Origin of the sequence: Shewanella sp. SM74, assembly GCF_025653725.1 — a bacterium.
GTDB lineage: Bacteria > Pseudomonadota > Gammaproteobacteria > Enterobacterales > Shewanellaceae > Shewanella > Shewanella oncorhynchi.
On record NZ_JAKKRZ010000023.1, the window covers coordinates 40474 to 61703 of the forward strand.

At 48.7% G+C, this 21230-nt stretch carries 16 protein-coding genes and 4 pseudogenes; 16 read left to right on the top strand and 4 right to left on the bottom strand.

The features are described 5' to 3' along the window. Positions 1–195 precede the first annotated feature (195 nt). The 8 genes and pseudogenes from L5M49_RS19330 to L5M49_RS19365 all read left to right on the top strand — a co-directional run. A pseudogene (locus tag L5M49_RS19330) lies at positions 196–414 on the top strand (IS3 family transposase); the annotation flags it as partial. Between the two features lie 656 nt (positions 415–1070). Then, positions 1071–2240, top strand: a complete 1170-nt coding sequence (locus tag L5M49_RS19335; RefSeq protein WP_317630126.1) for an efflux RND transporter periplasmic adaptor subunit — start codon at positions 1071–1073, stop codon at positions 2238–2240. Next, positions 2237–5412, top strand: a pseudogene (locus tag L5M49_RS19340) (efflux RND transporter permease subunit). The gene L5M49_RS19335 and the pseudogene L5M49_RS19340 overlap by 4 nt, the downstream one beginning before the upstream one ends. After that, on the top strand, positions 5409–6875 hold the full coding sequence (locus tag L5M49_RS19345; protein WP_263161172.1) for an efflux transporter outer membrane subunit: 1467 nt from the start codon (positions 5409–5411) through the stop codon (positions 6873–6875). The pseudogene L5M49_RS19340 and the gene L5M49_RS19345 overlap by 4 nt, the downstream one beginning before the upstream one ends. 76 nt (positions 6876–6951) lie before the next feature. Beyond that, positions 6952–9459, top strand: coding sequence for a heavy metal translocating P-type ATPase (locus L5M49_RS19350; RefSeq protein WP_263266676.1), 2508 nt, complete (start codon positions 6952–6954; stop codon positions 9457–9459). 83 nt (positions 9460–9542) lie between these two features. Then, complete coding sequence (locus L5M49_RS19355) at positions 9543–9815, top strand: hypothetical protein (RefSeq protein ID WP_263266677.1); 273 nt, start codon at positions 9543–9545, stop codon at positions 9813–9815. A 20-nt stretch (positions 9816–9835) separates the two neighbouring features. Further along, positions 9836–10318, top strand: a complete 483-nt coding sequence (cueR, locus tag L5M49_RS19360; protein ID WP_049821695.1) for a Cu(I)-responsive transcriptional regulator — start codon at positions 9836–9838, stop codon at positions 10316–10318. Positions 10319–10582: 264 nt separating this feature from the next. Then, positions 10583–10717, top strand: a pseudogene (locus L5M49_RS19365) (IS630 family transposase); the annotation flags it as partial. On the opposite strand, the pseudogene L5M49_RS19370 reads toward L5M49_RS19365, so the two are convergent. Continuing rightward, a pseudogene (locus L5M49_RS19370) lies at positions 10713–10953 on the bottom strand (IS3 family transposase); the annotation flags it as partial. The pseudogenes L5M49_RS19365 and L5M49_RS19370 sit on opposite strands and share 5 nt — an antisense overlap. A gap of 613 nt (positions 10954–11566) precedes the next feature. Here L5M49_RS19370 and L5M49_RS19375 point away from each other — a divergent pair. Together L5M49_RS19375 and L5M49_RS19380 are read left to right on the top strand one after the other, a co-directional pair. Continuing rightward, complete coding sequence (locus L5M49_RS19375; protein ID WP_263266678.1) at positions 11567–12061, top strand: GNAT family N-acetyltransferase; 495 nt, start codon at positions 11567–11569, stop codon at positions 12059–12061. Between the two features lie 15 nt (positions 12062–12076). After that, the gene (locus tag L5M49_RS19380; RefSeq protein ID WP_263266679.1) at positions 12077–12514 is read left to right on the top strand and encodes a GNAT family N-acetyltransferase; all 438 of its coding nucleotides are present in this window, start codon (positions 12077–12079) and stop codon (positions 12512–12514) included. A gap of 795 nt (positions 12515–13309) precedes the next feature. Here L5M49_RS19380 and L5M49_RS19385 read toward each other — a convergent pair. Both L5M49_RS19385 and L5M49_RS19390 read right to left on the bottom strand, forming a co-directional pair. Beyond that, complete coding sequence (locus tag L5M49_RS19385) at positions 13310–14605, bottom strand: tyrosine-type recombinase/integrase (protein ID WP_105252485.1); 1296 nt, start codon at positions 14603–14605, stop codon at positions 13310–13312. A gap of 61 nt (positions 14606–14666) precedes the next feature. Continuing rightward, positions 14667–14885, bottom strand: coding sequence for a hypothetical protein (locus L5M49_RS19390; protein ID WP_105252484.1), 219 nt, complete (start codon positions 14883–14885; stop codon positions 14667–14669). Positions 14886–15065: 180 nt separating this feature from the next. Here L5M49_RS19390 and L5M49_RS19395 point away from each other — a divergent pair, with 180 nt between their 5' ends. Next, positions 15066–16637, top strand: coding sequence for a DUF3369 domain-containing protein (locus tag L5M49_RS19395; protein ID WP_263266680.1), 1572 nt, complete (start codon positions 15066–15068; stop codon positions 16635–16637). A 60-nt stretch (positions 16638–16697) separates the two neighbouring features. Here the strand turns inward: L5M49_RS19395 and L5M49_RS19400 are convergent, their stop codons facing one another. Then, positions 16698–17183 carry a hypothetical protein gene (locus L5M49_RS19400; RefSeq protein ID WP_251068866.1) on the bottom strand — a complete coding sequence of 162 codons (486 nt, stop codon included), beginning with the start codon at positions 17181–17183 and terminating at the stop codon, positions 16698–16700. A 224-nt stretch (positions 17184–17407) separates the two neighbouring features. Between L5M49_RS19400 and ccoN the strand changes: the two genes are divergently transcribed. The 5 genes from ccoN (at position 17408) to L5M49_RS19425 (ending at position 21230) form a co-directional block, all read left to right on the top strand. After that, complete coding sequence (gene ccoN / locus L5M49_RS19405) at positions 17408–18844, top strand: cytochrome-c oxidase, cbb3-type subunit I (protein ID WP_028759964.1); 1437 nt, start codon at positions 17408–17410, stop codon at positions 18842–18844. 13 nt (positions 18845–18857) lie between these two features. Next, complete coding sequence (gene ccoO / locus L5M49_RS19410; RefSeq protein WP_131524189.1) at positions 18858–19484, top strand: cytochrome-c oxidase, cbb3-type subunit II; 627 nt, start codon at positions 18858–18860, stop codon at positions 19482–19484. 11 nt (positions 19485–19495) lie between these two features. Next, positions 19496–19672: a CcoQ/FixQ family Cbb3-type cytochrome c oxidase assembly chaperone gene (locus tag L5M49_RS19415; protein WP_028759966.1), complete on the top strand. Its 177-nt coding sequence runs from the start codon at positions 19496–19498 to the stop codon at positions 19670–19672. Then, positions 19672–20640, top strand: coding sequence for a cytochrome-c oxidase, cbb3-type subunit III (gene ccoP, locus L5M49_RS19420; RefSeq protein WP_028759967.1), 969 nt, complete (start codon positions 19672–19674; stop codon positions 20638–20640). The genes L5M49_RS19415 and ccoP overlap by 1 nt, the downstream gene beginning before the upstream one ends. A gap of 110 nt (positions 20641–20750) precedes the next feature. After that, a complete protein-coding gene (locus L5M49_RS19425; protein WP_028759968.1) occupies positions 20751–21230 on the top strand; it encodes a FixH family protein in 480 nt (159 codons plus the stop codon).

The following is a 21230-nucleotide window of genomic DNA, read 5'->3' on the forward strand; positions in this document are numbered from 1 at the left end:
GAGAGCAGCACCTAAGTAACAGAGGTGCTGTTTATCCGACCCAAACGAGTTATAAATGGTATAATTTAAGGACAGAGTAATTGAATTTGTTTCCAAAAATGTAATATCACCGCCAATATAATGGTCTGACTCTCTATACCATTGCACCTGCTCCGGTCTAATTTTATCTCAGCACTTAATTTTGAGGCAGTATGGGTAGGTGTGTGTTGGGATAATGCCTTCATTGAGCGTTTCTTTGGTAGTTTAAAACACGATTGGATTTTTAATATTGCTCAATCAACAAGAGAGTTTTTGAAGCTAGATGTGACTGCTTAAATGAAATATTAGAACTTGGAGTGACGTCATTTTGCTAATGGTGAACTGTCAACTGTAGAGTTCGAAAATTCTCAATTAAAATTGTCTAATATGGGTTGAACAGTACACTGAACGCTCACAGACAGAAGTAAATCTAATGCAATTAAGGCAATGGCACTCATGCGCTAGCCCTGATCAAACACCTGAGTGATCACCACGAATTTAATCATAGTATCAGCTCCTCTTCATTTTGATTACTGCTCAGTCTGACACTTAAGACCAGAACATCATTTCCTGATTTCAGCCTGTATCTGCTTAGTTCTAAGCTCTAAATTTGCGAGTTTACATTGTCTCATACCCAAGTAGTCGAACAGTAAAACTCGCCAGTGTTTAATGCTGTTTGTTTGGAACTGCATTCAGGCCATTTCTGCTGTCAGCCCTAACATGAATGCAACCCGTCGGCTAAAGCTACAAGCAGTAACAACACTTCCAATCGCTCTCGTTTGTAAGTGCAGTGGTCGTAGCTGCCAAGGTCGTATGTCTGGCTTTTTTGTCGAGGAAGTTTTCTTCTATGTGCATGCCTTAATACTTAGCGATTTTCGTCGCTGATCATGATTTTTTCGTCATCAGAGTTAGACTTCGCTGCGTCTCGCAAGGCCCCCCTTATTAATCAAAAAAAACACTTGACCTTCTAAGCGTAGTAAGCCGGATAAATACAGTAGGAGCTACCTCGGCTCAGCAAAACTAACTGTCGACTGCTATCGAGAAAGGAAAAAATGATGAAGGTCAAACGCATAACCATAACCACTGTGGCGCTAAGCGTTGCACTCGCTATCACAGGATGCAAGGAGGCTATTCCCTCTGCCCGTCCCGCAAAGCCACCAAGCGTTCCGGTGGCCGAAGTGATCGTTCGTCCGGTGACGCCATTTGTCGAACTCACAGGTTCGCTGACCGCGGTCAAGCGGGTTGAGCTGCGCCCGAGGGTTGCTGGCTATATACAGAACGTAAGCCTGCCCGAGGGACGCTTCGTCGAAAAGGGCAGCGAGCTCTTTCTCATTGATCCTCGGGTGTTCCAAGCCGCACTGAACGCCGCGACGGCGCACCTGCGCCAGGCTGAAGCGGCATCGATACTTGCCCAAACGGAATATGCACGAGCCGAACAGCTATTTGCCCAAAAGATCGTTGCTCGTGATCGCTTCGACATCGCAACCGCCTCTATGAATGCAAGCAAAGCACAGGTCGACGCCGCAAAGGCAGCGGTGGATGCCGCACAATTGGATCTGAGTTTCGCACGTGTCACGGCGCCGATCAGTGGACGTGTCGGCCAAGCCCTCGTTACAGAAGGCAACTACGTCTTCAGCGGCGAGACGCCACTCACGACTATTGTTTCTATCGATCCCATCCACGTCTATTTCGATGTAGACGAACGCACTTATTTGCGATCGCTCGCCGCAGGCCGAGACCACACTACCACGCATGGTCCACAGGCGGAAAAGGTCATGGTGGCACTGCTCACCGACAAGACGTATTCGAGGCCAGGCCGTGTCGACTTCCTCTCCAACACCAGCGATCGTGGGACGGGAACAGTGCGTATCCGCGCCGTTGTCAACAACCCCGATGGGTATTTGACGCCCGGTCTTTTTGCCAAGGTCAAACTAGAGACCGGAGCGCCGCAAGCTAGGGTTCTAGTTTCCGATCATTCGATTGGTACCGATCAAGGTAGCCACTATGTGCTCGTTGTCGGCAAAGACGACAAGACGGAATACCGGCCCGTCGAGTTGGGTCCTGTGGTCGAGGGGTTGCGCGTGATCGAACAAGGTCTACAGCCCGGCGAGCACATCGTTGTCAAGGGGCTGGTAGGCCCGGGCATGCAGGTCACGCCACAGTCTGCTGCGATTGACGGTACACCTATTGCGGTGTCACAAACCTCGGGAGCCGTACAATGACATTCCCACGTATTTTCATCGATCGCCCGATTTTTGCCATCGTCCTTTCAGTTTTGATGGTGCTCGCTGGCATCGTTGCTTTCTTCCAATTGCCGCTCAGCGAGTATCCGACCGTAACGCCGCCGACGGTTCAGGTGACCGCTTCCTACCCGGGCGCCAATCCCAAGGTGATTGCTGAAACGGTAGCCGCGCCACTCGAGCAGGCGATCACCGGGGTCGAGGGCATGCTATACATGTCGTCACAATCAGCCACTGACGGCCGAATGATCCTGACCGTCACGTTTGCGCAAGGGACGAATGCCGATATGGCACAGATCCAGGTACAAAACCGCGTCTCGCGCGCTCTGCCGCGTTTGCCGGAGGAGGTGCAGCGCCAAGGCGTCATCACGCAGAAGACCTCGCCGGACATCCTGATGGTGGTTCACCTGTTATCGCCAGACAAACGCTACGACCCTCTCTATATTTCGAACTACGCTTACCTCCAGGTGCGCGATGATCTGTCCCGTATCCCGGGAATCAGCGACGTTCTGGTTTGGGGAGCTGGTGAATATAGTATGCGGCTCTGGCTCGATCCGAGCCTGATCGCCGCACGAGGGCTGACAGCGGGCGATGTGATTGCCGCTGTGCGCGAGCAGAACGTACAGGTGGCGGCTGGCTCCGTCGGTCAGGCTCCCAATTCCAGTGCTGCGTTCCAAGTGACAGTGAACACGCTCGGGCGGTTAACCGATGAGGAGCAGTTCGGCGACATCATCATTCGTACGGGCGGCGACGGCCAGGTGACGCGCTTGCGCGATGTTGCCCGCATTGAGATGGGGGCCGATACCTACGCATTGCGCAGCCTGCTTGACGGTGAACCTGCCGTCGCGCTGCAAATCATCCAGAGTCCGGGCGCCAACGCACTTGACGTTGCGCAGGCGGTGCGTACAACCATGCAGCGGCTTGAAGGCAACTTTCCGGAAGGACTCAGCTCGCGCATCGCGTATGACCCGACGGTGTTTGTTCGTGCCTCGCTGGAGTCGGTGGTAACCACCTTGTTGGAGGCGATTCTTCTTGTCGTTATCGTGGTGGTGCTGTTCCTGCGCAACTGGCGTGCTTCGCTCATACCCCTTATAGCGGTGCCGGTGTCGCTGATCGGCACCTTTGCCGTCATGCATCTGATGGGCTTCTCACTGAACACGTTGTCGTTGTTTGGCCTGGTGCTTTCAATCGGGATCGTCGTCGATGACGCGATCGTAGTGGTTGAGAATGTCGAACGTCACATCGAAAATGGTGAGGAACCCATGCAGGCCGCGCGGCTTGCCATGGACGAAGTCACCGGTCCTATTATCGCGATCACCTCGGTACTTGCCACCGTTTTCATTCCGACCGCTTTTCTAAGCGGCTTACAGGGTGAGTTCTATCGACAGTTTGCGCTCACGATTGCGATTTCAACCATTCTGTCGGCAGTTAATTCACTCACGCTCAGCCCTGCGCTCGCAGGACTCTTGTTGCGCCCGCGCCAAGCGGCAATAGTGCGAGTTCCGCGCAGTCTGCGTGGCCGCGCCGAACAGTTGTTTCGGACACTAGGCCAGCCGTTCCAGCATGCACCTGACGCTTATGGCAACACGGTGCGCAAGGTCGTGCGGATTAGCGGCGTGGCGCTTCTGGTTTACGCCGGACTCCTTGCATTAACCTTCTTCGGATTCAAGGCCGTCCCGCCCGGCTTCGTGCCCATGCAGGACAAATATTATCTTGTCGCAATCGCCCAGCTGCCAAACGCCTCGTCACTGGACCGCACCGACGCAGTCGTCAAACAGATGTCGAAGATCGCGCTGACCGAATCAGGTGTCGAAAGTGTCGTTGCGTTTCCCGGCCTTTCTATCAATGGTTTCGTCAACGTGCCAAATGCCGCGGTAATATTCATCATGCTCGACCCGTTTAAAGATCGCACGACACCCGATCTCAGCGCGATGGCGATTGCGGGGCGCTTGCAAGCCCAATTTGCCAGCATCCCCGATGGTTTCCTCGGCGTGTTCCCGCCACCACCGGTGCCTGGCCTTGGCGCGACGGGTGGATTTAAGATGCAGGTCGAGGACCGCAGCGGTGCCGGGCTCGCAGCTCTGGTGCAGCAGACCCAGATCCTGATGACAAAAGCTACCGAGTCAGGTGAGGTGGCTGGACTTATGACCAGTCTTGACATCAATGCGCCGCAGTTAGATGTCACCATCGATCGCACTCAGGTTATGAGCCAGGGGGTTCGTCTGGCGGATGTGTTCGAGTCGCTTCAGGTCTATCTCGGATCTCTATATATCAACGACTTCAACCGCTTCGGTCGAACCTATAAGGTGACGGCCCAAGCCGATGCAGACCACCGCATGCAAGCCGAATCTATCGGCCGCCTGCAGGTGCGCAACGCGGCCGGAGATATGCTGCCGTTGTCCTCCTTGTCACTGTGACGCCAAGTGCCGGCCCAGAACGCGTAATGCACTACAATGGTTACCCTACGGCCGACATCTCGGGCGGTGCGATGGCTGGCGTCAGCTCGGGGCAGGCTGTTGCGGTCATGGAACGATTAGCCAAGGAGGTTTTGCCTGAAGGCATGAGCTTCGAATGGACTGATCTTACCTACCAGCAAAAACTGGCTGGCGATTCTGCGCTGTTCATTTTCCCATTGTGCGTGCTGCTCGCTTATCTCATCCTCGCCGCGCAATACAACAGCTGGCTGCTGCCTCTGGCGGTTCTGCTGATCGTGCCGATGTGTCTTTTGAGCGCGATTACTGGTGTCTGGCTGGCTGGGGGCGACAACAACGTCTTTGTGCAGATTGGGCTTATCGTGCTCGTCGGTTTGGCGGCCAAAAACGCAATATTGATCGTCGAGTTTGCACGCAGCCTCGAAGCTGCAGGAACAAGTGCGCTGGAGGCGGTCGTTGAGGCTTGTCGATTGCGGTTGCGGCCTATTGTGATGACCTCATTGGCATTTATTGCTGGCGTCGTACCGTTGATATTGGCAAGCGGTGCTGGGGCCGAAATGCGTCAGGCTATGGGGATTGCGGTCTTCGCAGGTATGCTCGGCGTGACATTGTTCGGATTATTCTTGACGCCGGTTTTTTATGTAGTGATACGTGGCTTGGAGGCTCACTTCGAGCGGCACAGTTCAAGTGCTAAGCCGCACATTGAGGAGAGCATGTCATGAGAAGTCCATACCAAGCAGTTCTGTTACCCCTGAGTGCGCTAATCTTGACTGGATGCGCGGCGGTGGGCCCAAACTACTCACTACCTTCATCGCAGTTTCCGGCCAGTTTCAGTGAGCCTCCCGCCGGTCTTGGAACAGGGGCCGTTGAGGTGAAGTGGTGGGGCACCTTCGACGATCCAGCTCTGAACATCATGATCCAGCTGGCGCTCGCGGCGAACCATGACATAGGTATCGCTGTCGTTCGGCTCGAAGAGGCAAAGGCCATGTTGGGTGAGAGCCGTCAGGGCTTCCTGCCGAGCGGTGGCGCTGAGCTTGGTTATGAGAACCGTCGCCGGAGTGAGGTCGAGACGCCCCATAGTCAGTCGCGTCAGATAGAAACCTATCGCGGCGCGGTAGACGCTTCCTGGGAAATCGATCTTTTTGGCCGTGTGCGGCGATCGGTGGAGGCCGCTCAGGCGCAAGCAGGCTCCCGCGAGGCTCTGCTGCGTGGTGTGCAGGCGGGGGTCGCTGCTGCGGTGGCTGCCACTTGGTTCGAGCTACGCGGTATCGAGGCCGAACTAGCTGTAGCCGCCGACATCAGCCAAAGCCAGCGCGAAAGCCTGAGCCTGGTCGAACGTCTCGTGCACGCCGGTTCTGCCAGCGAATTCGACCAGCTCCGTGCCGAGGCCTTGTTGCACCATGTCGAGGTGGCCGTGCCCGAACTGGAGCGCCACCGTGCGGCCTCCAGCAATGCACTGGCCATCCTTCTTGGCGAAACGCCCCTGACGTTTAGACCACCCGCTGTAACGCCTGCGCGTGAAGCGCTTGCAGTTCGAACAATCGCCGTGGGCGATCCCGCAGCACTCCTTTCTCGGCGTGCTGATATTGCGGCGGCTGAACGGACTCTCGCTGCGGCGACCGCTCGGATTGGGGTCGAGACGGCTGGTTTCTACCCCGAGATCCAAGTGCATGGTTCAATCGGGCTTGTTGCTGGAAGTCTCGATGAAGTAAATGGCTCCGGAGTGTTGTCCAGCTTCCTCGGCCCGGTCATTCGCTGGTCTCTTTTCGATACTGGGCGCGTGCGTGCCCGCATCGCCGCCAGCGAGGCACGTACCCAAGAGGCGTTGATCGTCTACGACCAGACCGTGTTGCGCGCACTGCAGGAAACCGATGATGCCTTCAAAGCCTATGGCGCCGCGGGTAGCACGCTTGAGCTGCGTCTGCTTGAGTCAGCTGCAAATCGCGAGGCGGCTCGTCTTGCCCGTGTGCGGTTCTCAGCAGGTGAAGGCATCTACCTTGATGTGCTCGAAGCCGAACGGTCCGACTTTGCAAGCCGGCGTGCGCTGGCAATCGCTCGCACCCACCAACAGCTTGCCGTTGTCAGCATCTACAAGGCGCTGGGTGGCGGCTGGGAGATCTGCGCGCAGGCGGAGCAGGACTGCAGTGGCGCCGACGGCATTTCGAACGGACGCGTCGTGAAATAAATCACACATAGGACTTGACCTTCCCATGGTTGGAAGCATTAAGCTTTTTTTAACTCAACATTTAAGGAGTAGTTCAATGGCTTCTGTTTCCTTGCCACAAAACGCCAATCAATCCGTGTCCGCAGGCACTCGTCTGAGCCTGCCTGTCGAAGGCATGACGTGTGCATCATGTGTCGGCCGTGTCGAGCGAGCGTTGAAAGCGGTCCCCGGAGTGCAGACAACCGTGGTCAATCTCGCCACTGAACGCGCCGACATGACTTTCACCGGCGTAGCCAATCCGCAGGTGGCTGTCCACGCCATTCAGAGCGCTGGCTACACCATTCGCGAAGAGACCATCGAGTTGGCGATCGAGGACATGACCTGCGCATCGTGTGTGGGCCGGGTAGAGAAAGCGCTCGTAAAAATTCCGGGCGTGCTCGAAGCCACTGTAAATCTGGCGACCGAGCGCGCGAGGGTGCGCCATTTTGCAGGGTGCGTCTCCACGGCAGATCTTGACGCCGCTGTCGAACAGGCGGGTTACAAGCCCCGTCGCTTGTCCGCCGAAACGGCGAATGCTGGCGATCAGGACTCTGAGCGTCGTGAGAGCGAGGCGCGGGCACTGCGACGTTCTTTCATCACTGCAGCCATCCTCACCTTGCCCGTATTCATCCTTGAGATGGGCTCTCACCTTATTCCCGCCATGCATCATTGGGTGATGGGGGCTCTGGGGCAACAGACCAACTGGTATGTGCAGTTCGTGCTCGCCACCCTGGTCCTGTTCGGTCCGGGTCAGCGCTTCTTCCTAAAAGGGGTGCCGGCGTTGCTGCGCGGTGCTCCTGACATGAACTCACTGGTCTCGGTCGGCACCGCGGCGGCTTATGGTTATTCGATCGTCGCAACCTTTGCCCCTGAAGCGCTGCCGCAAGGCACTGCTAACGTCTATTTTGAAGCTGCTGCGGTCATCGTTACCTTGATCCTGCTCGGACGCATGCTGGAGGCGCGCGCCAAGGGGCGAACCTCGCAAGCGATCAAGCGGCTCGTCGGACTTCAGGCTAATACCGCACGCGTCCAGCACAACGGCGAAACGTTTGAAATACCGCTCGATCAGGTGATGACTGGTGACATAGTGTTCGTTCGTCCGGGCGAGAAGATTCCGGTCGACGGCGAAGTCGTCGAAGGTGCCTCTTATGTTGACGAGAGCATGATCACCGGCGAGCCGGTGCCCGTATCTAAAGGGGTGGGAGCCGAAGTTGTCGGCGGCACTATCAACAAGACGGGCACTTTCAGTTTTTGCGTCACCAAGGTCGGCGCGAATACGGTGCTCGCGCAGATCATTCGTCTGGTCGAGCAAGCGCAGGGGTCAAAGCTGCCGATCCAGGCGCTGGTCGACAAAGTGACCATGTGGTTCGTCCCAGCGGTGATGGCAGCTGCCACGATGACCTTCCTAGTCTGGCTAATCTTCGGCCCGTCCCCAGCGCTGACCTTTGCGCTCGTTAATGCGGTCGCGGTTCTTATTATCGCTTGTCCGTGCGCTATGGGACTGGCAACGCCGACCTCAATCATGGTTGGCACCGGCCGTGCGGCCGAGCTCGGCGTACTCTTTCGTAAGGGCGAAGCCTTGCAGGCGTTGCGCGATGTGAGCGTTATCGCGCTCGACAAAACCGGCACGCTGACCAAAGGACGCCCCGAGCTGACCGATCTCGTGCCTGCCGAGGGATTTGAATACAACGAAGTTCTTGCTCTTGTTGCGGCCGTCGAGACCCGCTCCGAGCACCCGATTGCCGAATCGATCGTCACAGCCGCAAAGCAGTTGAACCTCACCCTTGCACCTATTGAGAGCTTCGACGCAACACCGGGCTTCGGCGTGTCGGCCAAGGTCGCAGGTCGTACCGTCGCCGTCGGTGCGGATCGGTTTATGACGCAGCTCGGTCTGGATGTGTCGAGCTTGCAGTCCACCGCCCTGCGTCTTGGCGAGCAAGGCAAGAGCCCACTTTATGCCGCGATCGACGGCCGCTTGGCAGCGGTGATTGCAGTCGCAGATCCAATTAAAGAAACAACGCCTGAAGCAATCAAGGCGCTGCACGCGCTCGGACTGAAAGTCGCGATGATCACTGGCGACAATGCGGCGACCGCTGCGGCGATCGCCGAGCAGCTTGGCATCGATGAAGTATTAGCCGAGGTCCTCCCCGATGGTAAAGTCGAGGCGCTGAAGAAGTTCCGGAACAATGGCGCGCGAGTCGCCTTCGTGGGAGACGGTATCAACGACGCGCCAGCACTCGCCGAAGCTGATGTTGGGCTCGCTATCGGCACGGGAACCGATGTAGCGATAGAAGCTGCTGACGTGGTGCTAATGTCGGGCGACTTGCGTGGCGTGACGAATGCGATCGCGCTTAGTCAGGCCACGATCCGTAACATTAAGCAGAACCTTTTCTGGGCCTTCGCCTACAACGCCGTGCTTATCCCGGTTGCGGCGGGTGCGCTCTACCCGTTGAATGGCACCTTGCTTTCGCCAATTTTCGCAGCGGCCGCAATGGCACTTTCCAGTATATTTGTGCTCGGCAACGCGCTCCGACTCAAGCGCTTCAGGGCTCCGATGATGGTTTAAACCCACACCAAGTCATTGGCTTTTGGGGTGGTAGCACAAAAGTCACGCTTGGTAGACGAATATTGTTGAAGGAGTAACACAACATGTTTTCACCAAATATGCCCTTGGAGCACCTCAAGTACGATTATAGCGACGCCCGAGAACATCTCTTTGCCATTGCAAGAGTCGTCACACCTGAGGTGTTGCGGGACTACGACCATGATATCCATTTGACCACCACATTAGCTCTGAGCAATCTTCAGATGGAATATAGACAACATGAATGCAATCTGAATACCTGTATGCCGACGTGTTCTTTACGCCCAGAGAAATATCTGTGCGTAGGTAAACCTCAGTTTTTGGGCGTATTTGATTAATTTACTAGAAGGAGAGAATGATGAATATTGGTCAAGCAGCCAAGTTGTCCGGCATCTCGGCGAAGATGATTCGCTACTACGAACAGATTGGCTTGATACCCAAAGCTAATCGTTCTGATGCTGGCTACCGAAATTACAGCTCGGCGGACGCGCAAAGCTTTCGCTTCATCCGTCGCGCACGCGACCTTGGCTTTTCTGTCGAACAAATCTCGGAGCTCCTGCTCTTGTGGTGCAATCGAGATCGCGCGAGCGCCGACGTTAAGGCGTTGGCGCTCTCCCATGCCGACGGACTGAAGGCGAAGATCGTTGAACTACAAGCTATGGTGCAAACGCTCGAGCAGCTAGCCGAAAATTGCCATGGCGATGGCCGCCCGGATTGCCCGATCCTTGCGGATTTGGCTGAGCCAACCGCCGCAGCGAAAGAACGTTCACAAGTTCCACATAGAACACCTCGATTTGGGAGTGACACACCCGCCTCGTCACGCCATCGTCCGCCACGGTGACTAACTCGTGAGCTTCTTCGATGGCGGCGTTTTCCAAGTTAGTTGCCACTATTGACTTACGCATCGAAGAAGCCCAAAAAGCACAATCATCAAGTTCTGTACAAGAAGAACCAATACTAACCAAAACCAGCTCCAGAGGATGACCTATATGATGAATGTTCAATAAAATTACGCTAAGCGCGATACTCATTTTTTGTTTTTCAGCCCAGGTATAAAGCCAACGCCAGCAATACAATTTACATTAATTATGTGGCCTAACATCGCAGCCTTAGTAAATCGGAGAAAAATGCACGCAAACGTAGGCGCTATTTAGGCTTACTTCATTTCAGCGAAGGTCATTCTCGTACCGCTCTCGCAAGTATGCTGGTCAGTAGAATCAGTGTGAATCGATGGATAACAGTGTTATGGGAAACAGGTTAGATTGCTGTTTGATGAAACTAAATTTTACTTCATTTCTCTCGCAAAGAAGGCGCTGGCCTCGGTGTGCCCCTTGGATATTTTTATAATTTCTTTCACCATGCGTAATTGTTTGTTTTGTATACGAAATTTATTCAACTCATTACATTCAGACTATTCAAGGTAAGGCCTTGCTGCAAGGCTTCGTGTTTTTCCTTCCAGTTGTAAAGCAGACTAGTGTAGTGGCATAGTGAATTTGGCCACTAGGTTAGACGTTTTGCCATATATAAAGTAATCCGTCAAACACTAATCAAGCAAAGCCACTGACTCATTTATGTCCAAACTCGTGTCAGGCCGATCAGTTCTGGCACGTTAATGCCCCAAAGTGTGTTTCAAAGTTAAAAATGCAAGTAGGGCGAATAAAGCTATGTCTAAAGAAAAGCTAATGTGATGAGGTTACTTTTAACCTAGAAGTCATGCCCGTCCAATCTTTCACATATCTGGATTACCATTCCCTTCAGACGTAGCGTAATGACCGATAGCAAAAGCAGCAAGCCTTATGGGATTAAGCCGATGAGGGGATAGGGTGTGAGTGTCAGCCTGAATCTGGAGCCAAAATACTGTCAACCAAGGTCAAAAATCAATCGAAAGTGAGCGTAAAAGAATGAGAAAGCTAAAACGATATCAAGTGATTACCCATCAAACTGTATAAAAAATCGCTACCGCAAAAAAGCAAATTCCAATAGCATTATTCATACCCATTTACACGGATGTGGCAGCGGCCAAGTCCAACAAGCGATTTATGCCCCGCAAACAGCGCAGCGCATAAATACTAAGACGTTAGAGATTAAAATGAACATAGTACTCCGGAAATTAACTACAACAGATTTACCCGCTTTTTCTATGCTTTGGCAATTCTATCAATACCACCAAAGTGCTTTTGATAACCAAGATATCGCCAGTACGGGCAGGTTTGATATTGATGAAGAATACCTTAGTGATGTTGCTGTGGGTGAAGAAGACTGTGATGCTTACTTAATTGTTGTTGACGGTCATATCGCGGGCTTCGTGACTGTGGAACCAACAGAAATATTAGAACGAGACATGCCTGAGTTGTCGGATATTTTTATCTTACCTAAGTATCGTTCGAAAGGTATCGCTTTGCGTACTGTCCACCAGTTAATGTTAAATAACTCATTAAATTGGCATGTGGCCGTTTATGAAAATGACCGCGAAGCATTAAAGTTTTGGGATAGACTTTTTGCTAAATTACCCATTGTGGATGTTTTGAAAGTTGAACCACCTGAAACTGAAGGTTTTCATGAATTTGTGATTACAAATAAATAAAATATGCAGGACGCGATGAGTATTACACTGGAAGAAGTAACAAGTTCAAATTATGAAGCCGTATGTGACTTAGATGTCACGGATGAGCAGCAGGAATATGTCACGAGCAATATGTGGTCTTTGGTTGAGTCACATTACTGCCAAGGGCATACCTGCAGAGCGATCTATCAAAACGATAAACCTGTCGGTTTTTTCATGTGGGTATCTGAAACGCCTGAAAAAGTCTCTATCTGGCGCTTTATGGTGGATCAACGTTTTCAAAAAACTGGTATTGGAAGAGCTGCGCTAAATTTGGCGCTCAATGAAATTAAAGCCAGTAACAAAGTAAAAGAAATAGAAATTTGCTATGACCCTGAAAACCCAGTAGCCAAAGATTTTTATTCAAGTTTTGGCTTTCAGGAAGTGGGTTTGGATGAAGATGGTGAAGATATGTTGGCAGTCATCAAGCTATGAGCTCAAAAAAACGCCAGCACAACGCACGTGTGGCGGGCGTTAAGCCATAGAAATTTTTATCCGAAAATCTCAAATTTGAGCTACGAATCTAACAAGGATATGTCCAAAAGAAGGTTAGGGCGCTTCACTCGATATCTATAAAAACTCCTGAAAATGACATATTTATGTCCATGGCGGCTCAAAATCGGCAACATCTTAGTATTTTATTGTGACTTTTGGGACAAGCATAAGCGCGTTGCTAGGTGTTTCTGGCTAGTTTGCGAGTCCAATATACCAAAGTATTCACGTAGCGACGATTAAATTGTTTTAGATACCGTCAGGTGAAACTGGTGATGTGTTCGAGCGACTCTGATGTTGATAAATCACGTCATCAACATTACAACAAATTAATAGGTAAGATTAAGCAGTGGAAATATAGCTACGAACCAATTTCAATTAAGCTTGGTAAACCGATGAATTATTGTAAGCAATCATTCTAATGGAGCGACATGATTTGATTCGGGCATTGTTTCATAAAATTCATTTCTAACACGTCATCTATACTTCAAAAGAGTTCGCATAGCTGCGTGTGAGGTGCACTTTGTCAAAAAGCAGCAAACACAAAGAACAGCTTTGCACCATAATGGAGCAAAGCTATTGGCGGAGTGAATTATAGCCTTGATATATAATAACAAAAGTCAGACTCACGAAATGACACAAAATTCATTTGGAATGACAAGCCACAAACAGAGCGGCGATGGGAACCATATAGAGCACATTTAACATAATATACATTGTGCGCAGCTCTGTATCTAATCACTCTATGCCTTTCAAATGGTCGATTGGTTTGTTGAACGCACTCTCATGACGTTCAATTTGGCTTGTGTGCAAATATTGCGATGTAGTGTCGATACTTTCGTGGCCAGCGTCGGCTTGTACATGGGATAACGGTCTGCGGTTGATATTGATATCGTGCGTAATGCCGGTGTGACGAATATTGTGGGCAGTAAGTTTGCGCATCTGCGCCGCATCTTGTGTAAAGCCATCGATTTCTATACGTTCTGCAGCCAGATTAATTATTTTTTGAATTTCGTCGCGAACATGACGAATGCCTAGATTGGCATTGAGGATACCAACATCTCGGCCGCGTCCAGCAGCTTTATGCCGTACAAACAAAGGATGATTTTCGTTTGGTCCTGGATAATCCGTTAATCCTAAAAACTGACGATATTTGACTAATGCATCGAGCAAAGCTTTTGAAATCGCAACACTGCGTCTTTTACCACCTTTACTCAACGGAATATGAAAACTCCAGATGCCCGTTTGCTGATTACGTTTAAACTGGTTCATCACCGGCGAATAACCCGCACGTGCAGACACATCTGAAATGCGTAAATAACAGCAATAAATCAATATAACGAGGAATAAACTTCTTTGATGTAACTCAGGAAATTCTTCTGCTAGTCCAGTAACGGTCGCCATAATATATGACCACTGTAATTCAGTAAATGCGAGACTATTTTCATCTTCATGACTTTGACGCTGATATTGCCTGTTTGCTGCAAATCGACTGTGATTAAGCCAGATTTGAGCAGGATTCCGCTCACAATATTCTTCACTTGTCAGATACGAATAAAACGAAGACAAAATGGCCATTTTTGTTTTTAACGCATTATCGCTTAACACATAAGGCTGGATTTGCCCGAGTTGTTTTTTGCCGACAAATGGTCGCCATTGCGAGTTTGGAACCCGTTCATCATGCAGTTTATCGTACTTAAACTGTGGCACATTAAAATAACCGATCAGTGCTATCGGCGGTGCTTGGCAATAATCAACGTAACGGCTCATGTCTTTGCGCGTAACTTGAATGGGAGACATTGAAACTACATCAAAACACCAATGCAGAAACGTAGTGAGTTCACTGCGATAAGCTTTATAGTTGTTTTCGTTATGCTTTTGCTCAAATAGCCAATCACTGGCATGCTCGATGACTAAGCCCGCATCAACCACCTTTTTCATGCTAATTTGGGTGATATATTGGTTAACAATACTATTGCCAACTTGTATGAATTCAAATGAGTCAAATAACGGGATTACTGGAGGAAGTTGCATATTACATCTGAATTATAAGAGTTTCTTGTATGATAATACTTAAACGCAAATGCCGATAATGTTATTTATCGGCATCAAGATATGTCAGATTTTTAGCGCAACTTGAAAATGAACATTGCTGACAAGTAATACGCTTTTTGCAACAGATCAAGCATAGCTGCCACACTTGCTGTTTCGATTGGCTATCTAAGCACGTGAAGTCAGATGCGCAGATGTGTCCATCATGTATCAGCTGTGCCAATTTATGCGCTGAAATTGATAAGTTAATTCGATTAGTCATGCCCTTTCCCTCCCTATCATTATTTGATAGTAATAGAATACACAAATGAGAATCGTTATCAACAACGTAATTTAAGGATTGCCACTCATCTCGCTATTTTATGCAAGATTTTGCACCGCTTTGAAATGTGTCTACTACACTGATTATGTGATCATTATTTTTACTTGAATGAGGTATCGGATGCTGATTGATCTTGCAAAGAAAAACCCTCTTTTTTCCGGTAAAAAGTCTACCGAGACAACAGAGTCTGGTATTCCTTGGAAGGTATTAGTGGTCGATGATGAACCTGATGTTCATACCGTCACTAAGCTTGCCCTCTCCCGCTTTAAACTTGATGGCCGTGCCCTCACCTTTATCAATGCTTATAGTGCCGAACAAGCAAAAGAATTACTCAATCAAGAACATGACATCGCCATTGCCTTTATTGATGTTGTCATGGAAAGTGACCATGCAGGGTTAGAACTAGTAAAGTGGATCCGTGAAGAATTACTGAATAAAACCACTCGATTGATCTTACGTACAGGCCAGCCAGGGCAAGCACCAGAAGAAGACGTTATCGTCAATTACGATATTAATGATTACAAAGCAAAAGCTGAACTCGATTCCCGTAAGCTGATGACCAGCGTCTACTCAGCCCTTCGCTCTTATCGCGATATCATGGAAATCGAGCAAGCAAGGCGCACCCAAATAAATCACCGTAAGGGCTTAGAAAGAGTACTAGAAGCCACCTCAGGATTATTTGAACTGCGCACCCTGCATAAATTCGCCGATGGGCTACTGACTCAAGTGGCCACTCTACTTAATCTCGATTCAGAAACGCTACTGCTGACTTGTAATGCAATTGATGCGATTAGTGGTCATGTTGAACCTGTCAATATAGAAATCCTTGCTGGTACTGGCCAATTTGCGAATAAATCCCACATTACGCAACTACCTGAACATATTGATCGTCTACTGCGCAGTGCGCTCACCCAACAGCGGTGCCTTTATGAAGACAATTGTTTTATCGGTTACTTTCCCACCAAAGGCGGTTTAATCAATCTACTTTATATGGATGGTATTGATAGAATTGATGATCTTGATAAGAAACTCATTGATATTTTTGCCATCAACGTGGGCATAGCCTTTGAAAATTTGCTGCTCAATCAAGAGGTGGAAGATACACAATCAGAGCTTATTTTACGTTTAGGTGATGTTGTTGAAAGCCGCTCGAAAGAAGCTGCCAATCATGTGAAACGTATGGCGGAGTATTGTTCTCAATTAGCATTACTCGCCGGTTTAAGTGAATACGAAGCCGATTTACTGCGCCGTGCCTCACCAATGCATGACATAGGCAAAATTGCGATCCCCGATGCTGTCCTACTTAAACCCGGCAAATTAGATGACGAAGAATGGAAAGTTATGCGTCATCACCCTATGATTGGCCATCAAATTCTTGCAAATTCTGAGCGACCAATACTAAAGGCCGCATCAATTATTGCACTGCAACATCATGAAAAATATGATGGTTCTGGTTATCCTGCAAATCTAAAACAAGACGAAATTCACATTTTCTCGCGGATTGTAGCAATCGCAGATGTGTTTGATGCCCTTTCCCATGCCCGCTGCTATAAAACAGCTTGGCCTTTAGAAGAGGTTTTAGCTGAAATGCGTAAAGGGGCGGCAACACACTTTGATCCTCACTTATTACAGCTCTTTATTGAAAATGTAGATATTTTTGTCAAAGTAAAAGAAAACTGGAAGGATCACTAATCTGTATAGTTGATTGTCTTGATGTTTAGAAATCCATATCAGGCACTTTCAAAGATATATCTAACCATTGTCATCTGCGAGAAAATCGAAAACAGCCGTTTTAGTTTCACCATTAACGCTAAAACTCACAAAGCCACGCCAAACCATGTAGCCACTACTACAAGAACCATAGACTAACTGACCGATATAAGTCATTTCGTCAGTTTGCTTCACATTTACAGGAATAACGCCCATAAACATGTCTCTTCCTTCTAAGCGGATTTGCACATTAGAAATTGCCATGGAAGATAACAACTGTAATGTCAATGGCTTTTCGCTTGGTGCACTCCCTGGTGACAAGCGAAAAGTGAGCTCAACATCCCCAACTTTTTTAACACAATCCCCCTTAGAAAATTGGCAAAGTGAAGGATCAAGACTGCTTTTAAGTGTGACTTGCTTTGCATCTTCCTTACAAGCTGTGAGATTGAAGCTAAATAATGCAATAAATAAATAGGGACTCAGACGAGTTAGCACAAAGATTAACCTTATGATGCAATATGTTAACATTCTATGGCGTAGGTTGATCTAGATCAACTTTCCACACCCCTTCTTTGGTATCTTTTTTGATATGGCTCAAGTATCATTGCGAAACCTCATATTTGAGCAAAAATATGCAGGGTAACGCATTGACATCACTCAGCAACCTTAATAGGGAAGCTGAGTTTTATGTCATTTATAACAGGTAAAGCTTGTCTTTACTAAAAGTAAAAGTAATAAGCAGTGGAAGCATTATGATGAACCATTCCCAGCCAACAGGCGCTGATTACAATTACGCCATTGTCCGCCAATTTGCCTTAACCACAGTTTTGTGGGGTATTGTTGGTATGTCAGTCGGCGTATTAATTGCGGCTCAGTTAATCTGGCCTCAGCTGAACTTTGACACTCCTTGGTTAACGTATAGTCGCTTGCGACCATTACACACCAATGCGGTGATCTTCGCGTTCGGTACATCAGCCCTTTTTGCAACATCCTATTATGTCGTACAACGCACCTGTCAAACCCGACTATTTGCACCTAAGTTAGCCGCATTTACGTTTTGGGGATGGCAAGCCATCATTCTGTCAGCAGCTATCTCTTTACCAATGGGTTTCACCCAAGGAAAAGAATACGCTGAATTAGAATGGCCTATCGATATCGCAATTACTATCGTTTGGGTGTCCTACGCTATCGTGTTCTTCGGTACTATTATCAAACGAACAACTTCGCATATTTATGTGGCGAACTGGTTCTTTGGTGCCTTTATTATTACCGTTGCCGTACTACACATAGTTAACTCTATGGCAGTACCAGTCAGTCTGTTCAAGTCATACTCTCTGTATAGCGGCGCTGTCGATGCTATGGTGCAGTGGTGGTATGGTCACAACGCTGTAGGTTTCTTATTAACCGCAGGCTTCTTGGGGATGATGTATTACTTCGTACCTAAGCAAGCAGGTCGTCCTGTGTACTCTTACCGTCTTTCTATTGTCCACTTTTGGGCACTGATCGCACTGTATATCTGGGCTGGTCCTCACCACTTACATTACACAGCTTTACCTGATTGGACTCAGTCTTTAGGTATGGTGATGTCACTTATCCTATTCGCACCTTCTTGGGGCGGTATGATTAACGGTATCATGACCTTGTCTGGTGCTTGGCATAAACTGCGTACTGACCCTGTGTTACGTTTCTTAGTTGTTTCTCTGTCTTTCTACGGTATGTCTACCTTCGAAGGCCCTATGATGGCAATTAAGACAGTTAACGCATTATCACACTATACAGACTGGACTATCGGTCACGTTCACTCTGGCGCGCTAGGCTGGGTTGCAATGGTGTCAATCGGTTCTCTGTATCACTTGATCCCTGTATTGTTCGGTCACGGCCGTATGTACAGTATCAAGTTAATTAACGTCCATTTCTGGTTAGCGACTATTGGTACTGTACTTTACATCGTCTCTATGTGGATTTCAGGTGTAATGCAAGGTCTGATGTGGCGCGCAGTGAATGCTGACGGTACTTTGACTTATAGCTTTGTTGAAAGTCTGGAAGCTTCTTATCCTTTCTACTTTGTACGTTTCCTTGGCGGTTGTTTCTTCCTGACCGGTATGCTGATCATGGCATATAACGTGATCCGTACTGTGAAAGCCTCTAAAGATTCATTGCCAGCATTGGCTGAACCAACAGCGGCTTAAAGGAGCAAACTCGATGAAATTTAATCATGAGATAGTTGAAAAAAACATCGGTTTGTTAGCGATTTTTACCGTTATCGCTATCAGCTTCGGTAGTCTCGTTGAAATCACACCGTTGATTTTTCAAAAAGATACGACTGAGCCAGTTGAAGGTTTAAAGCCATACACTGCCCTGCAAATTGAAGGTCGTGACATTTATGTTCGTGAAGGTTGTTATAACTGTCACAGCCAGATGATCCGTCCTTTACGTGCAGAAACTGAGCGTTATGGTCACTACTCTGTCGCGGGCGAATCAGTTTGGGATCATCCATTCCAATGGGGTTCTAAGCGTACGGGTCCTGATCTTGCACGTGTTGGCGGTCGTTATAGCGATAAATGGCATGAAGTTCACTTAATCGATCCTCGTGCTGTAGTTCCTCAATCGAATATGCCAGGGTTCCCATGGTTAGCCGAAAACAAGTTAGACGGCAAACTAACGGGTGACAAGATGACTATTCTACGTAACCTGCATAAAGGCGGTTACAAAGGTAATGATCTTTATACCGATGAAGAAATCGCAGGCGCACAGCAAGCTGTTGTAGGTAAGACAGAAATGGACGCCTTGATTGCATATCTTCAGTCTTTGGGTCACGCACTCAAATAAGGAGGCAATATATGGATTACGGCACATTACAAGGCATTTTGACCATCATTGTGATGCTGACCTTCGTCGGTATATTTGCTTGGGCATATAGCTCGCGTCGTCAAAAATCATTTGATGAAGCAGCTAACCTTGTGTTTTCCGATGAGGAAGTCAACAAGGTATCGAAGGACTCAGGAGAGAATAAGTGATGAGTAGCTTCTGGAGTGTTTGGATTACTGTACTCTCGTTAGTCGTGATCGCGGGTTGTTTTCTATTACTGCGTGTGTGTTCTAAGAACACCACTGACGTAAAAGAAGGCGAATCCATGGGTCACAGTTTCGACGGTATTGAAGAACTCAATAACCCACTGCCAAAATGGTGGAGTTATATGTTCTATATCACTATCGTGTTTGGCTTGATCTATTTGGCACTATTTCCTGGTTTAGGTAACTACAAAGGCTTATTAGGCTGGACGAGTTCTAACCAGAGTATCGGTACAGAGCATGGCATTAAAGCCGATTCTGCCGCAGCGATTGAGCTAGCAGCAAAAGAAGGTCTTTATGTTCAGTATGATCAAGAAGTAAAACACGCTGATGAAAAATATGGCCCAATCTTCGCAGCTTACTTGGCAACACCACTAGAAGAATTAGTGAAAAACCAAGAAGCGTTGAAAGTGGGTGGCCGTTTGTTCCTGCAAAACTGTGCTCAGTGCCATGGTTCTGATGCACGTGGTAGCAAAGGCTTCCCTAATCTTACCGATGGTGACTGGTTATATGGTGGTGAATTAGCCACGATTAAGACCACTATCATGGCAGGTCGTCATGGCATGATGCCACCCAAAGGTGGTTTGCCAATCGAAGATAGCGAGATTGCTGGTTTAGCTGAATACGTTGTTAAATTGTCTGGTCGTGAGCATGACGAGAAACTCGCAGCCCAAGGTCAAGGCTCATTCATGAAAGGTTGTTTTGCGTGTCATGGTATGGACGCTAAAGGCAACAAGTTTATGGGTGCTCCTAACTTAACTGACGATGTTTGGTTATATGGCGGTAGCCGTGGCATGATCGAAGAGACCATTAAACATGGTCGCGCAGGTGTGATGCCAGCATGGAAAGACGTTCTCGGTGAAGAGAAAGTTCACGTCATTACAGCTTATGTTTATAGCTTGTCAAACAAGTAATTAGGTATAAGTAACACTAAGGCCTCGAAGACTTCGAGGCCTTTTTTTTAAAGTGCTAAAACCGTCTTTTAACGGTAAAATGGCGCAAATTTTTTGAATGGGTATCTGACATGAGCGAACAACAAGCCTGGTATAAGCAGTTCTGGCCTTGGTTTCTAATTATTCTTCCTTTATGTGCCGTCGTCGCAAGTTTTACCACACTAAAAATTGCCCTTACGAACTCGGACTCTTTAGTCGCCGAGGATTACTACAAAGATGGCAAAGCCATTAATATGGACTTAAGTAAAGTGAAGTATGCCAAACAAATAGGCATGAATTTTTCACTCGATCAAGCCAATAATGAGATTTTACTGACGCAGCAAGGGGGACCTGCATATCAAGCCGCCTTGAAAGTTGAGTTCTATCATCCAACCATTGCCGACAGAGATATGAAACTCACTGCGACGGCCGATGCCAGTAATGTGTATCGCATTACCATCCCTTCTACCCTAACCGGCCCTTGGGAAGTACGCCTCGAAAGTTACGACGGTAAATGGCGAATTCACCAACGCGTTGAATTAAAAGATCACGTCCAACTTTGGCTGAATTGA